This window comes from Hahella sp. HNIBRBA332, assembly GCF_030719035.1.
Lineage (GTDB): Bacteria > Pseudomonadota > Gammaproteobacteria > Pseudomonadales > Oleiphilaceae > Hahella.
In genome coordinates this window covers 176749-190778 of the sequence record NZ_CP132203.1, presented here as the reverse complement: position 1 = coordinate 190778, position 14030 = coordinate 176749, and the positions used below count along the sequence as shown (strand labels likewise).

General features: G+C 55.0%; 12 protein-coding genes. 2 read left to right on the top strand and 10 right to left on the bottom strand.

All coding sequences use genetic code 11. The features are described from left to right. Positions 1-124 precede the first annotated feature (124 nt). Positions 125-1354, bottom strand: coding sequence for a phosphoserine phosphatase SerB (gene serB / locus O5O45_RS01005; protein ID WP_305903451.1), 1230 nt, complete (start codon positions 1352-1354; stop codon positions 125-127). An 82-nt stretch (positions 1355-1436) separates the two neighbouring features. Then, on the bottom strand, positions 1437-3716 hold the full coding sequence (parC, locus tag O5O45_RS01000) for a DNA topoisomerase IV subunit A (RefSeq protein ID WP_305903450.1): 2280 nt from the start codon (positions 3714-3716) through the stop codon (positions 1437-1439). A 175-nt stretch (positions 3717-3891) separates the two neighbouring features. Here parC and O5O45_RS00995 point away from each other — a divergent pair, with 175 nt between their 5' ends. After that, the gene (locus O5O45_RS00995; protein ID WP_305903449.1) at positions 3892-4155 is read left to right on the top strand and encodes a hypothetical protein; all 264 of its coding nucleotides are present in this window, start codon (positions 3892-3894) and stop codon (positions 4153-4155) included. Between the two features lie 110 nt (positions 4156-4265). On the opposite strand, the gene O5O45_RS00990 is transcribed toward O5O45_RS00995, so the two are convergent. Then, positions 4266-5024, bottom strand: a complete 759-nt coding sequence (locus O5O45_RS00990; RefSeq protein ID WP_305903448.1) for a transglycosylase SLT domain-containing protein — start codon at positions 5022-5024, stop codon at positions 4266-4268. A 162-nt stretch (positions 5025-5186) separates the two neighbouring features. Next, the gene (locus tag O5O45_RS00985) at positions 5187-6206 is read right to left on the bottom strand and encodes a phospholipase A (RefSeq protein WP_305903447.1); all 1020 of its coding nucleotides are present in this window, start codon (positions 6204-6206) and stop codon (positions 5187-5189) included. Between the two features lie 174 nt (positions 6207-6380). On the opposite strand from O5O45_RS00985, the gene O5O45_RS00980 reads away from it, so the two are divergent. Further along, the gene (locus tag O5O45_RS00980; RefSeq protein WP_305903446.1) at positions 6381-7472 is read left to right on the top strand and encodes a PA0069 family radical SAM protein; all 1092 of its coding nucleotides are present in this window, start codon (positions 6381-6383) and stop codon (positions 7470-7472) included. Positions 7473-7501: 29 nt separating this feature from the next. Here the strand turns inward: O5O45_RS00980 and O5O45_RS00975 are convergent, their stop codons facing one another. The 6 genes from O5O45_RS00975 to O5O45_RS00950 form a co-directional block, all read right to left on the bottom strand. Then, the gene (locus O5O45_RS00975; RefSeq protein ID WP_305903445.1) at positions 7502-8290 is read right to left on the bottom strand and encodes an acyl-CoA thioesterase; all 789 of its coding nucleotides are present in this window, start codon (positions 8288-8290) and stop codon (positions 7502-7504) included. Between the two features lie 274 nt (positions 8291-8564). Continuing rightward, positions 8565-9599 carry a putative urea ABC transporter substrate-binding protein gene (locus O5O45_RS00970; RefSeq protein WP_305903444.1) on the bottom strand — a complete coding sequence of 345 codons (1035 nt, stop codon included), beginning with the start codon at positions 9597-9599 and terminating at the stop codon, positions 8565-8567. A gap of 54 nt (positions 9600-9653) precedes the next feature. After that, the gene (locus tag O5O45_RS00965) at positions 9654-10838 is read right to left on the bottom strand and encodes a toxic anion resistance protein (RefSeq protein ID WP_305903443.1); all 1185 of its coding nucleotides are present in this window, start codon (positions 10836-10838) and stop codon (positions 9654-9656) included. A 13-nt stretch (positions 10839-10851) separates the two neighbouring features. Continuing rightward, a complete protein-coding gene (locus O5O45_RS00960) occupies positions 10852-11658 on the bottom strand; it encodes a hypothetical protein (protein ID WP_305903442.1) in 807 nt (268 codons plus the stop codon). Positions 11659-11660: 2 nt separating this feature from the next. Next, positions 11661-13202 (bottom strand): phosphate ABC transporter substrate-binding/OmpA family protein, encoded by a 1542-nt coding sequence (locus tag O5O45_RS00955; protein WP_305903441.1) that lies wholly within the window; start codon positions 13200-13202, stop codon positions 11661-11663. A gap of 36 nt (positions 13203-13238) precedes the next feature. After that, the gene (locus O5O45_RS00950) at positions 13239-14027 is read right to left on the bottom strand and encodes a vWA domain-containing protein (protein WP_305903440.1); all 789 of its coding nucleotides are present in this window, start codon (positions 14025-14027) and stop codon (positions 13239-13241) included. Positions 14028-14030 lie beyond the last annotated feature (3 nt).

Sequence of the window (14030 nt, the reverse complement as noted above, 5' to 3'; positions counted from 1 at the left end):
TCGCAGGCGTCGACATTCGTTCCTTTTGCTGTGTTCACGGCGGGCCTGGGGCCCGCCTTTTTTGTTTTGGATGTCCCGTCCTGAATAGAGTTGGCGCCTATTCAGGACCAGACAGGAGAGCAGCTTACTCGCCGCCCGCCAACAAAGCGGTGTCGCTTTCCCGCAACCCCAGCAAATAAAGAATGCTGTCGAGCCCCAGATTGGAAATCGCATGCTTGGCGGATTCTTTCACCAAAGGTTTGGCGCGGAAGGCGATACCCAGTCCAGCGGCGCTCAGCATCGGCAGATCGTTGGCGCCATCGCCCACTGCAATCACCTGTTCCAGACGCAAACCTTCTTTTTCCGCAATTTCCCGCAACAGCTCCGCTTTACGCGCACCATCGACAATCCTGCCTGTCACATCACCCGTTACTACGCCGTCTTTGATATCCAGCTCATTGGCGTAGACATAGTCAATGCCCAACTTGGCCTGGAGTTCCTTCGCAAAATAAGTGAAGCCGCCGGAGAGAATCGCTGTCTTGTATCCCAGCATACGCAGATGGGAAATCAGCTTTTCCGCGCCTTCCGTCATCACCAGTCGCGCCTGCACTTTCTCCAGAACGCTTTCAGAGAGGCCTTTCAGCAGCCCTACCCGCTTGCGGAAGCTTTGTGAGAAGTCCAGTTCGCCGCGCATGGCCCTTTCGGTGATTTCGGCGACCTGTTCGCCAACGCCCGCTTCTTTGGCCAGCTCATCAATGACTTCCGCTTCGATCAGCGTGGAGTCCATATCAAAGACCACCAGACGACGGTTGCGGCGGTAGATATCGTCTTTCTGAAACGCGATGTCCAGATTCAGGTCGTTCGACACATGCAGGAACTCCGCCTTTAACGCATCCAGATTCTGGGGCGTCCCACGCACAGCGAACTCTATGCAGGCCTGGGCGCTTGTGCGGTCTTCGTAAAGTGACAGGCGGCTCGACAAACGGCTGATGTTATCGATATTCAGATAATGTTCCGCGGTGATGCCGGACACTCGCGCGATCTGCTCTGCGGTTATCTCACGCGCCAACAGCGTGACAATGTAGCGCTCCTTGCCCTTGCCTTTCGCCCACTCGGAATACTCCTGCTCTGATACCGGCTTGAACTGCACCTGCAAGTTCAAGGCGTGAATGCAAAACAGCAGCTCCTTCAGCACATTCGCGGATTCTTCGCTGTCAGGAATCTGCACCAATATGCCCCAGGTCAGGTAATCGTGAATGACGGCTTGGCCGATATCCAAAATAATCAGCCCGTGCTCGGCCATGATCCGGGTGATCGAGGAAGTCAGTCCCGGTTTGTCATATCCGGAGACATTAATCAGTAGTATTTCGCTCACGGCGTCTTCCACCTCAATCTAACTGCTTAGCTATGAATAATTGCGGTCATCGCGCGCCCGGACGAGCGCGCGCAGAAGTGATTCACTCTCCTTCCGGGGATACCGGTTCGGCGCTTTCATCAACGATGATTTCCACTCGGTCGACGCGTTGCAGGCCACGGGGTAACTTATGCCCACGGCGCCCGCGCTCGCCCAGATAATGGCTCAAGTCGTCGAAGGTCAGCTTGAGGAAACGTTTGCCGGCGTGCAGCACCAAGGTGTCTTTTTCACCCACCACCGCCAGATTGCTCATGACCTCTTCACGGGCTTGCGCACGAGCGCTGGGGATGCCAATGATCTTGTTGCCTTTGCCTTTGGCCAGCTCAGGAAGTTCACTCACTGGAAACACCAGCATTCGCCCTTCATTGCTGATCGCCACCAAGTGAGGATTGTTTTGCCGCTCCAACAGAATCGGCGGCGATACGCACGCGCCTTTCGGCAAAGAGATCAATGCCTTGCCAGCACGGTTTTTCGATTGCAAGTCTTCCAGCTTGGCCACAAAGCCATAGCCCGCGTCCGACGCCAGCACCACCTTCATGGAGTCCGGCCCCATCAACACATGGGTAAAGCCCGCGCCGGAAGGCGGATTGACTCGCCCGGTAAGCGGCTCGCCCTGCCCTCTGGCGGATGGCAGCGAGTGCGCCGCCACGCAGTAGGAACGTCCGGTATCGTCGAGGAAGATAGCATTCTGATGACTACGCCCTTTAGCGGCGGCGAGGAACTTGTCGCCGGCTTTGTAACTAAGGCCTTGGGCGTCGATATCATGGCCTTTGGCGGCCCGCACCCAGCCCTTCTCCGACAACACTACGGTGACCGGTTCTGAGGCGATCAAATCGGTTTCGCTGAACGCCTGCGCTTCTTTACGTTCAACAATGGGAGAGCGGCGCTCGTCGCCAAACGTCTCCATATCCTGCTTCAGCTCAGTCTTGACCAGCTTGCGCAGTTTGGCTTCAGAACCCAGGATGTCTTCGAGCTTCTTACGCTCTTTTTCAAGCTCGTCCTGCTCCGCCCTGATCTTCACTTCTTCCAGGCGGGCCAGTTGCCGTAATTTGGTGTCCAGAACGTATTCGGCCTGCACGTCGCTCAAGCCAAAGCGCTCCATCAGGACTGGTTTTGGCTTGTCTTCACTGCGGATAATTGCGATGACTTCATCAATATTCAGGAATGCGACCAACAAGCCTTCCAAAATATGCAGACGCGCCAGCACTTTCTGTAAGCGATGCTCCAGCCTGCGTCTGACCGTTTGGGTCCGGAACGTCAGCCATTCCTGCAGCAGCACGCGCAGGTCTTTCACCGCAGGACGCCCGTCCAGGCCCACTACGTTGAGGTTGACCCGATAGTTCTTTTCCAGATCCGTGGTGGCGAACAAGTGCGCCATCAACGGCTCTGCGTCGATGCGATTAGAGCGAGGAATAATAACCAGTCGGGTCGGATTCTCATGATCGGACTCATCCCGCAAATCCGCCACCATAGGCAGCTTTTTGGCCTGCATTTGCTGGGCGATCTGTTCCATGATGCGCGCGCCAGACACTTGGTGCGGAAGCTCAGTAACGACGATGTCCTGCCCTTCTTTGGTGTATTTCGCACGCATTTTGACGGAGCCGCGTCCCGTCTCGTAAATCTGACGCAGATCGCTGCGAGAGGTGACGATTTCCCCGCCGGACGGGAAGTCCGGTCCTTCTATATATTCACACAGCTCTTCCACCGTGGCTTTCGGGTGATCCAGCATGTGAATACAGGCTTGCGTCACTTCCCGCAGGTTATGGGGAGGAATGTCCGTCGCCATGCCCACGGCGATGCCTGTAGTGCCGTTTAATAGCAGATTTGGCAGGCGTGCAGGCAATAAAGACGGTTCGTCCAGACTGCCGTCAAAGTTGGGAACCCAATCCACGGTGCCCAGACCAATTTCGCTCAGCAGCACTTCCGCGTATTTCGCCAGGCGAGCCTCCGTGTAACGCATGGCGGCGAACGATTTAGGATCGTCTGCCGAACCCCAGTTACCCTGTCCGTCGACCAGCGGGTAGCGATAGGAAAAAGGCTGCGCCATCAATACCATGGCTTCATAACAGGCGGAATCGCCGTGAGGATGGAATTTACCCAGCACATCCCCGACGGTGCGGGCGGACTTTTTGTGCTTGGCGGCGGCGCTCAGGCCAAGTTCGGACATGGCGTAAACAATGCGCCGCTGCACCGGCTTCAGGCCATCGCCGATATGGGGAAGCGCCCGATCCAGAATGACGTACATGGAATAATCAAGGTAGGCTTTTTCCGTATATTCCTTTAGCGGACGACGCTCAATCCCCTCTTCAAACATCATGCTCATAGATTCTTAAATGCTCGCTCAGCTCGTCATTCGAGTTTGTCAAAACCCGTACTCTACGCAAGGTCTGGCACAAGATAAAGTCAAATTCGCATTGCTACGTAGCGGCTTGTACGCATTTTGAGCAAGGTCGGCAATCACTAAGATCGCCTCACTCCATTTAACAAAGGAGGCTAACTTGTTATTCAAAATTTTCGTGCAACAGAAAGAGCAGTTGGCTACGGCCAAGCCTTCCGCTCCGCAGCTTCCAGCAAAATTTCCAGTGCTCGGAGCCAAACTGGCCCCGTTCCTGTTTCCATTTTGCATGAGCGCGTTCCTGGTGATGATGGCGATGGATTATCTCATTTCAGGACATTGGCAGGCGGCGCCCTACTACTTAAGCGCCAGCATTGTTTTGGCGAGCATTATCGCCGCAGTAAGAACCATCAAGAAAAAGCAATAGCCGGATTTATCCGCCCTCTCATTCATAATAAGAGCTTATACGCTCATCCCTAACGCCACTTTCCACAGGCTGGAAACCCGAGTCACCGCAGGCGACTAAAAACAATAAGCCTACGCGGGCCGACCGGAAAGTCTGGCGAACTCATCCATATAACGCATTACTTTCCTGACGTACTGGTAGGTTTCTGTGGGCGCGTCCTGCTGCAGGGCTTTTAACACTTGCTCCCGAGTTTGCACCGGAAACTTTCCGACGATTTTACGACGTACATTACTTGGCCCCCAGTTGTAGGCCGCCAGAACCAGCATGGTCTGCACCGTCCGATCTTCAACCTGACCAAAATAGCGATACCTCAGAATTTTCAGATAAGCGCCGCCCAGCTTGAGATTGGTATAAGGGTCAGCCAGCTCTTTTTCCGTGGGGTTTCGCGATTTTTTGTACAGACGCTTGTAGGCTTCACGGCCTCCTGCTCCCGCCACCACTTGCATCAGCCCCATAGCGCCCTTGTCGCTACGCACGTCTGGCCGCAAACTGGATTCCGTTCTGGCGACGGCATACAGCAGACGTTCTTCCATATCCAGCTCTACCGCCACCCTGCGCACTTCTTTGGCGTAGGCGTATTGAGGCACATGACCTGGAAAGCGATCTGCATCGTGAATAGGATCAGCATTGGAATAGTAGGCGGCGTGCAACGCGTCAGCGTCTGGCAGTAACCGTCCGTGACCGGATTGAGCGTTAAACAGACTCTGCATTCCCCCAAAGCGCCAGGCGCTGACTACCAGGCCGAGCATGCAGGCGGCGATAAATGCGATAAACAGTGGCGTGATATATTGTTCAATTAAAGGATGAGCGGCGACGACTTTCTGCTTCATTCCCACTTTCTCCATCACATCTATATGGAGCCATTCTAATTTTTGAGGGAAATTAAGCTGTTTAAGCAGCGTTGGTATTTTGTTATTGAAAATTAAGCAAAAGCAAAATAGTTAAAAACCTCGCCGGCGCGATGGCGTCGGGCCGGCGGACTCACTTGGCATTTAATACCAGTCTGTGAGCAACACCCCAAAGCCAATCCTTTGCGTGCGATGGTTATAGTCAATCAGGCTCTCGCCATAGCCATCGTAATACTCAATGTATCCTTTCAAACGTCCCTGTAACGGGAAGCTGTAGGACAATTGCACCGTGGTATGGTTGTCATTCCTGCGGAAGTTATTGAACAGCCGCATACTGGCCACGTTCTCGTCGTACTTATAGGTCGCCCCAAATTCGGCGTATCCCATGAAGTTATGAATATCCGGATTATCATCGTCATCGCCGCTTTCCGGCAGGCGCCACCAGGGTTTGACGCTGAAAGTCATACTCCCTTGGTTGAACAGGAACGCCGTGTAGATGCGGTTCCAACTCCGTGACGCCGGCTCTGTGCGCCCATTGGACTGATGGCTCAATCCCAACACGTAATGCTCGGATGTGTAACCGAACAGGCTCAGGTTATTACGAAATAAAAAGATTAGTTCAGGCTCGTAATTGGTTTCCCTGAAAGGAGCGGACAGGGATTGGTTATACAGCTGCCAGAAAGAAACCTGGGTATAGGCGAACCAGAGGCTCATGGGCTCGGGGATAAAGTTTCGCGCCAGTTGCACTTTGAAACTGATCTGAAACTTGGTCTCCGAATGCTTTTGGCTTTCCAGGTCCGCAATAGGCTCTCTGGTCGGGCTATAGGGCACTTCGTTGGGGTCGTCCACATAGGAATACAACAACAGATAGTTGGGTTTGTGAGGAATGATGAGAAAGCGGTTGTCAGAAAAGGAGGTTTCAAACTCCAGGCGCTTATCAATATCGCTGGGTTCGCGGATATCGCCGAGGGGGTCGTCTTTTTGCTCTTGTAACGCGCTGGTCTGCGGCTCCTCCACCTCTCCCAGGGATTTGGCGACCTCGTCGTAGCATGTGAGACGCTGCTGTACGTCGTCTAATTCATAACACGCCAATATAGGCGCATCATTTTCTTCGGCGAAAGCCGTCGCCGCTCCGAGTAACAAAAGCCACAATCCCCAACGCATTAAATCACCATATTCCTAACCCACTGAAGCAAAAGCGTATTTAACATCATACGCGAAAGCTTACAATCATTTATGTTTGAGCCCGAAATTACGATCCGGACATACCACAGAAAATTCCTGTTGCCGTCCCCAAACAAAATGCTGTACATTTAAACAGTATTTTGGAGACAGGTTATGCAATACGGCGAAGCAAGCAAAGGGCGTGGAACTGGGGCCAACCCACACAATCGTTTTCACCCGCAGCGCAGCGAGAGCGACCCCGCGGAACTCGCCGCGTGGAGCGAAGTCCACGACGAAGCTTATCAGAAGCACCCGCAAACGGAATATATTCAGCAAAGCTGTCAGTCCATTGTCAGCAAGAATAATTCCCCCGATATTCCCTTCACTTACTCCATCAATCCCTATCAGGGATGCGAACATGGATGCGTCTACTGCTACGCCCGCCCCAGCCATGAATACCTGGATCTGTCGCTGGGCCTCGATTTTGAAACCAAGATCTACTGCAAAACCAATGCCGCCGAAAAGCTGCGCGTCTTTCTGGATCAGCGCAACTACCGCTGCGAAACCATTGCTATCGGCGGCAACACTGACCCATATCAGCCCTCCGAACGACAATTAAAGATCACCCGCAGTCTGCTCAATGTCATGGTGGATACCAAACACCCGGTTACGCTGATCACCAAGAGCAACCTCATACTGCGTGACATTGACCTGCTACGGGAGCTGGCGTTTCAGAATCTGGTCAAAGTCATGATCAGCGTCACCACCATGGACGTGAAGCTGAAGAATATCCTGGAGCCCCGCGCGGCGAGTCCCAAAGCGCGTCTCAAAGCGATTGAGACCTTACGCCGGGAAGGTATACCCGTCGGCGTCATGGTGGCGCCGGTGATTCCCGGCATCAACGACCCTGAGATTGAGGATATCGTCACCCAATGCGCCAACGCCGGCGCGCTCAATGCGGGCTATATCCTGTTGCGATTGCCCCATCAGTTAAAAGAGCTTTACGAGAGCTGGTTGCAACAGCACTATCCGCTGCGCAAGGAGAAGGCGCTCAATTTACTGAGGGAGTGCAGGAATGGTGAGCTGTATCAGTCTGATTTCCGCACTCGCCAAAGTGGAGTGGGACACTTCGCCCGCCTGATCGAGCAACGCTTTAGTATCGCCGCCAAGCGCAATGGACTTAATCTTAGGCGGGATTCCGCCCTGCGCACGGATCTGTTCACGCCGCCAGGCACATCCAAACAAATTGACCTGTTTTCCTTGTAGAGCGAGCCACACGGCTCGCTCTGTACGGCTTAGCCGAATACCGTTACGGTCTGCTGGCTGAGCGCCACCAACTCGCCTTTGGCGTTCCACAACTTGGAGCGGGTATAAGCATACCCTTCCGAGGCGTGCTCAACGTATGCCTTATACAGACACAGCTCATCCGGCTGTATGGTTGGCGTTGGATGCGGAAACTGAATAGACCAGGTCAGCGTGCTGGCGGGAACCGGCGTTTTCACCCAAGGCAAAGTCGCTGGCGGCCAGGCGTCCACCAGCCCAAGAATGTGGCCCAGAGTAATCGCAGGCTCTGGCTGGCGGAAGCGCACCCAACCGCCCATTTCTCTCGACTGCACGCCGGAGAACGGCAGGTTGCCATAGGCGTAGTAGTAGTTGAAATGCTGGGTAAACTCGGGCGTGACGCCTTTGATATATGGCATTTCAATACACTGATCAGGGGCTTTCGCTTCAGGCATCGCTTCGCCGGGGGCATTGATGATGGTGTCACGCGCTTTACCGAAACTGGCGAAAGCAGTGGCTTTCACTTCCCCTTGTTGAATAGCGCGCCCCAACACCTGGCTGACTGAGCCGCCTTCGCGCAATAACTCACTGGCGACGGTCAGTCTTGTGGGGGCGACAGGGGATGCGAACGAGATATTAAATTCACGCAGAGGGCGATCCTCGGAGAGCGACTGGCGCATGGCTTCGTAGATAAACGCCGCCACCAGCCCACCAAAGGTCGAGCGACCTTGGGACCAGTCCTCGGCGATATCCACATCGCATATTGAGTCGCTAACTTCTCCCAGGAGCTTGGAAAAAAGCATTGGAATTCACCTTTATTGCTTACATTGCTTCATGACGAAAAATGTCCTGGCCTCCTGACGTCATACTGCTACACGCCATCAGGCGCACACAGGATCGGGCGTTATTCGCCGGTCGCCGTCATCAGCGACCGAACGATGTTTACAACATTAACTTTAAATTGCAAGGCTCCGACAAACACCTTCCAGTCGATTTCATCCCACCGACTCAAAGCTTAAAGACGAAGCCTGCTTGGACGGGATACCGCCTTCCCCGTCCACTATGACACAAAGCCTGCTACAGAGTGCCCTGTGCGGCCATGTCCATATACTTACTGGTAAAGCGCAGTTTGACGTTCTTCTCGTCCCCCAGCACTTTGCCGTTATCGAACTGGATGCCGACAAAATCCGCCGACTGCGCGGTAGCGCCAAACAAGCCTTTGTCGAAGCTGAACTGGCGCACGTATTCCATGGTCTTCTCAACCGCGTCGGACTTGGTGTAATCGCGGGCTTCGGCTGGCGTGTAGAACATCGCGGTGGTGCGCAGTTGCGCTTTAAACTCGGGGACCGTCGCGCCAGTGGCTTCCGCCATATGCTCGATGGCTTCCTTACTGCCAGCGCCGCCGCTTATGATGGCCATGGTTTCATACCAGGCGCCAGTAAGCGCTTTTTTGAAACGCTCGTCGGCGTCTGTCTTCACAAATGTGATATCCAGAATTTCGCCTGGAATCATGGAAGAGTCAAAAATCATCTGCGCGCCTTTCGCATTGCGCGCCTGCTGCAGAGGCGGATTCCAGGTCACTACCGCGCCTTTGGCGTTGGAGATGAAGGCGCTGGCGATGTCCGCATCGGACGTATTCACGACCGTGACGTCTCTTTCAGACATGCCGTTTTTATCCAACGCCCGCGCCAGCATGTAGTGGGAAACGGAGAATTCCACCAGATTGATTTCCCGCCCTTTCAACTCCGCTACGCTATGCGCGCCTTTCACCACAATGCCGTCGTTGCCGTTGGAATAGTCGCCCACGATAATCGCTTGCGTGTCCACGCCGCTGACGGAAGGAATCGTCAGCGCATCCATATTGGTGGCGGTGACCGCGTCAAAGTCGCTGGCGGTGTAGAGGTTGATGGACTCTACGTAGTCATTGATCAACTGCACTTCTATTTCAATGCCGTACTTGTCCGCCCACTTCTTGACGATGCCTTGATCCGCTGCGTAGCCCCAGGGTTCCCAGCCCGTGTAATGGGACCAGGCAAGTTTGAACTTATCCGCCGCAGAAGCAGAGGCGGAAACCGCCAGGCACATCATGATGGAGGTTATGCGTCGTACCATAAATTTTTTCCTTGTTGCAAAGTATTGCGTCCGTCATCAGTAACGGACAGCCGGTTATTCTTTATTGATATCAATGATTTCAATGGCGTCTTCCAGAGACACGCGGGCTTCTTCCGCCCCTTCCATTTTCTGGATGGATTTCTCCATTTTGCCGCTCAGCTCATCCATATCCACAATAGACTGCGCCATCTTGGGCAAGGCGTTGCGCCGGAAGCTGCTGAGTTCTTCCAGAGCGGCCTGCACATCGGTAAAGGCTTTCTTCAAAGTATTGATGTCCAGTTGCGCCTGTGAAGCCTGCTTTTGAATCTCCACCCCCTGAGTGCGCAGTGTACTGGCGGTTTCCGCGATCAGGTCGTTGGTAGTTTGAGTCACCGCCTGCACGCCTTTCAGCACTTTCTTCTGCGCCTGCAACGCCAGCGCCAGCGTGGAAGCCGTGGACAACGCAGTAACCGTGACGTTACAGGCGCGATCGACGCCGCGCACCAACTCCTGGTTGTTGCGGATGATAACTTCGGTAGACAACACGCCTTGCTGGTTCACCGCCAGCATTTGCTGCAGATCGATAATGCGTTGACGCAGCGGGAACAGCACTTCCTCTTCCAGAAACTTACGCTTCTCCTCATCTTCCTGACGCTCCACCTGAGACGTCAGCTGTCTGTCCAGCAACTGCCCCAGCTTGATGTAATCCTGCAGCAGGAAGGTCAGTTCGCGCATGCGCTTCTGATCGTTGCGCAAGGTGACGTTATCCCGCTCCAGTTGCGACTTGCCGTCTTTCAGCGTCGCCACGATGTCCTGAATGACGCCTTCAACACTTTGATAACGCGCGAACCAGCGCGCCAGAGGCGTGCCTACGCCTGGGATCATCGACAAGAGTCGGCGAAAGCCGCCCATATTGAAGTCAACCCGATTCGGGTTGATGTCGGTGACCTGCTCCTGCAAGGTCAGCAGGCCTTGCGCCACCGGACCGCCGTCCTGAGCGTCGCGCAGCAGATTGGCCATGGGCTGTTTCAACATCGCGCTTTGCTGCGCCATATTACGCGTCACTGTTTCTCCCAGATTGGCCACGGCCCGGGCCTGGGCGTCACGCTGGTCCAGATTGCGGAGATCGATGCCGACCAATTTCTCCACCAGCTCGTCAGCCTGCGCTTGCAGCTTGGGATCAACCTCTTCAGATTTGGAGGTTTCCGCAATGACCTGCTTCTCTATTTTCTCTTTCTCGGTCAGGATTAAATTGCTCACTGGTTATTCCTCATCACTTTTTTTGCGCATATTGCTGCGAGTTTTCAATTAGTGTGGTCAGTTCCTTGATCGCTTGCTCCATATCCATGGCGGCGCGACCGCTACTGAAATCCGTATTGGCGAGGCGGGCGCTGACCTGATCCAGTTTGGTCAACGCTTCCTCGTTTTCCGCATAGAGAGAACGCACCCGTTGCATTTGCTCATCGAACAACTGCAAACGGCCGCGCAGCTGCTCGCGGGTTCTTTCCGCTTCCGCCGAAACGACGCCATCCAGGCGCTGCAGCTTGCCTTCGATGGCCACCCGGTCAATCGCGCTGATTGACTGCAGGGACAGAGAGACGCCTTCCAGGTTATCCAGGCCGTTCAGATACACCTGCTCCGCCATGGCCAGATAGCGGTTATAGGTCAGTTCCGTGGACTGCAGTTTGCGATTGAGCACCTGATTGAAGATCTCAAACTTCTTCTGAAATAACTGCAGCTGCTGGATGGCGTCGTCCGCATTTAGTTTAGACAACTCCGTATCAAGGTGAGCGATGGCCTGTTTGCGCTGCGCTTCCAACACCTTGCGGTATCGCTCAATGTAGCGATTAGCGTGGGCGCCGCCTCTGGCGAAATACTCCCAGGACCAGCCGCCCAGCGCCAATACGGCGCCGCCCACTAATGCTCCCAGCGTCGCGCCGCCCATGCCGAAAAGCATGGTCGCGGCGCCGCCCAGAAAGCCGACCAAAGCGGGGTACAGCGTCACCGGTTGGGTCAGCGAGGTTTTCAGCGTCTCTGCTTTGATTTTGGCGGGTTTGATCGCTTTGGTGTCAAAGGTCATACCTAGATTTCTCCACTCACCAAGACGATTTCCACCCGCGGCAGACGGTAGTTGTAGGCGCGTAGCGACTCGTTCGGCAGCTGCGGCAGTGGTTTTTCACCGCCATAACCGACAAAGCGGAACCGGTTCGGATCGATTTCATAGGTGACTTCGATATAGCGATACACGGCTTCGGCGCGGTCCAGAGAGAGCTGTTTGTTCGCCTCCGCATCGCCCCTGACGCCGGTATGTCCACGGATCTCCACGCGAAAATTCGGGTAGTGCTGCAGGTTTTCCATCAACAGGTCCACTTCGCGCTTGCCTTCCAGCGTCAGCTCCGAGGTTCCGCTGGCGAAGATGATCGGACGCACTTTCAGCGCTCCGAACTCCCGCAAGCGCTCCCACTCTGACGCCGCAAGCGCGCGAAAACGCGCTTTCTCCGCAGAGCTTTCACCCGCGAACTCACCCGAAGCCAAGGTGTCATAAAGCTCTTTGATGGGTGCGCTGGTGAGCAGTCGATAAGGGTCGTTGTTCGGTATGGGATTACGGCTGAACACTTTGTCGTCGAGCAGTATCCCCACCGCCGACTCGATGGTGTCCACCAGATACTCACGACCGGCGTTGCGGCGTCCAACGCCAAACCAGTCTTCCGCATTTTCGGTGAGGCTCTTCCATTCCACGCCGCTCAGCAGTTCTTTGGATTGCTTGGCGTCGAGGCCGTATTCGTCGCGCAACGCTTTCACCAGTTCATCCTGATTACGACGATAGTGCTGCAGCGTCTGGTAATAGGCTTTCAGGAACACTGACACCATTTCAGGGTCCTTGCGCAGCACCGTAGCGTTAGCCACCAGCACGTCCACAATCAGTTTCTGGGTATCCTCGGTTCCCAACAGACGCACAATGCCGTCATTGGACAGGGCCCGGGTCACTTCCGGCTCCCACACCACCGCCACATCGGCCTGTCCTTTGAGCAGCGCTTCCAGCGCCTCGCCGGAGCCATTGGTCGGCAGTTTCCAGGAGGTCGACTGATTCAATGCGGTCAGGTCAAAATGGCTGCGAATCGCCCTTAACAGATGTTCACTGGGCGAGTTGGGCGTAAACGCCACTTTGACGCCGTTTGCGCTTCGCAAATCCTCAATGCCCGCCACTTTGGACTGACGCGCCACAATGGCGTCGCCGCCTTTGCTTTCGTCGATCACAGAGATGATGGGGCCCGGATAGTTCACGGCCGCTCCGTTCTGCACATAACTGTCCACCGTGGCGACGATAAAGGTGTACTCGCCTTTGCTCAGACGCTTGAAACGGTCCTGATAGTCGGCCTGGTCATCCACACATTCGAGCAGATAGCCCTGGCGGCGCAGGCGCGCATTCATTTCCGGCGAACATAAGGGGAAATAGCCGACCCAGCTGTCCCTGGCCAGACGAATAGTTCCCTTGGTGTTCTTGGCGTCTGTGGTCTGCAGTTGGCGGTCTTCCTGGGATTGCAGCAGGAACAACTTAACTCCCGCCATCACCAGCAGCCCGCCCACCAGCAGGAAGATTACAATCTTAACGTGCGCTTTCATGCATCCAATCTCTACTGCCTGAGGTCGCCTTGCCTTCTATTGTTGAAATTCCAGAAGCGTGAAGTCCGGCGCTTCGGCCAATACTTCATTCAGCCCCGCCATCAGGCTGTCCGGGTCGCTCGCAGAGCGGTAAAAGGTCAACCCCGGCTGATGTAAGGAGTGATCGTCGCCAATACAGAAACCAATAGTATGAATATTGATCGGCGTATTCTGCAGAATGGACTGCACCGCCCCATCGGTTTCATAACCGCGACTGGCCAGTCCGTCAGTGATGATCACCAGATGATATTCACCATACCCCAGCTGCTTGCCGGCCTGCGCGGTCAGCGCGGTTTCACCGTCTTCCAGGCCCGCGGACAGAGGCGTGCCGCCGCCGGCCACCAATTGGTCGATCATCTGTTTCACGACTGGACGATTCTGTGTGGAGAGATGTGTACGCTCGCCAACACCCTGGCCATCGAAAGCATACACCCCCACATTGGCGTCAGCCGGCAACTGTTCGACGAACTTTTTCACGGCGGTTTTAGCCACATCCAGCTTGCGCTTGCCGTCGCCGCAATCGGTATTGTCCATGCTGCCTGAGCCGTCGAACACAATGTAGTAGTTCTTCGCCAGCAGGTTGTCGCTCAATTCGCTCTGTCCCTGCCTCGCCGGCCAACGGTTATCCGCCGGACGCATGGAGTAAAGTTCGGTAGGTTTAGCCGCCGGCGCCGGTTTCGTCTCGGAGGTCGCCGCCGGGGCGGAGGACGAGGCCGGCGAGGAGGAGCTATCGCACCCCGCCAGCGCCGCCAGGGCGATACAGACTGAAAGTTTCTTCAACATCATATA

Excerpts from the sequence above, each read along its gene's own strand:
- parC (WP_305903450.1), bottom strand. The coding sequence starts at position 3,716 with ATGAGCATGATGTTTGAAGAGGGGATTGAGCGTCGTCCGCTAAAGGAA.
- O5O45_RS00990 (WP_305903448.1), bottom strand. The coding sequence starts at position 5,024 with ATGAAGCAGAAAGTCGTCGCCGCTCATCCTTTAATTGAACAATATATC.
- O5O45_RS00985 (WP_305903447.1), bottom strand. The coding sequence starts at position 6,206 with ATGCGTTGGGGATTGTGGCTTTTGTTACTCGGAGCGGCGACGGCTTTC.
- O5O45_RS00980 (WP_305903446.1), top strand. The coding sequence starts at position 6,381 with ATGCAATACGGCGAAGCAAGCAAAGGGCGTGGAACTGGGGCCAACCCA.
- O5O45_RS00975 (WP_305903445.1), bottom strand. The coding sequence starts at position 8,290 with ATGCTTTTTTCCAAGCTCCTGGGAGAAGTTAGCGACTCAATATGCGAT.
- O5O45_RS00970 (WP_305903444.1), bottom strand. The coding sequence starts at position 9,599 with ATGGTACGACGCATAACCTCCATCATGATGTGCCTGGCGGTTTCCGCC.
- O5O45_RS00960 (WP_305903442.1), bottom strand. The coding sequence starts at position 11,658 with ATGACCTTTGACACCAAAGCGATCAAACCCGCCAAAATCAAAGCAGAG.
- O5O45_RS00955 (WP_305903441.1), bottom strand. The coding sequence starts at position 13,202 with ATGAAAGCGCACGTTAAGATTGTAATCTTCCTGCTGGTGGGCGGGCTG.
- O5O45_RS00950 (WP_305903440.1), bottom strand. The coding sequence starts at position 14,027 with ATGATGTTGAAGAAACTTTCAGTCTGTATCGCCCTGGCGGCGCTGGCG.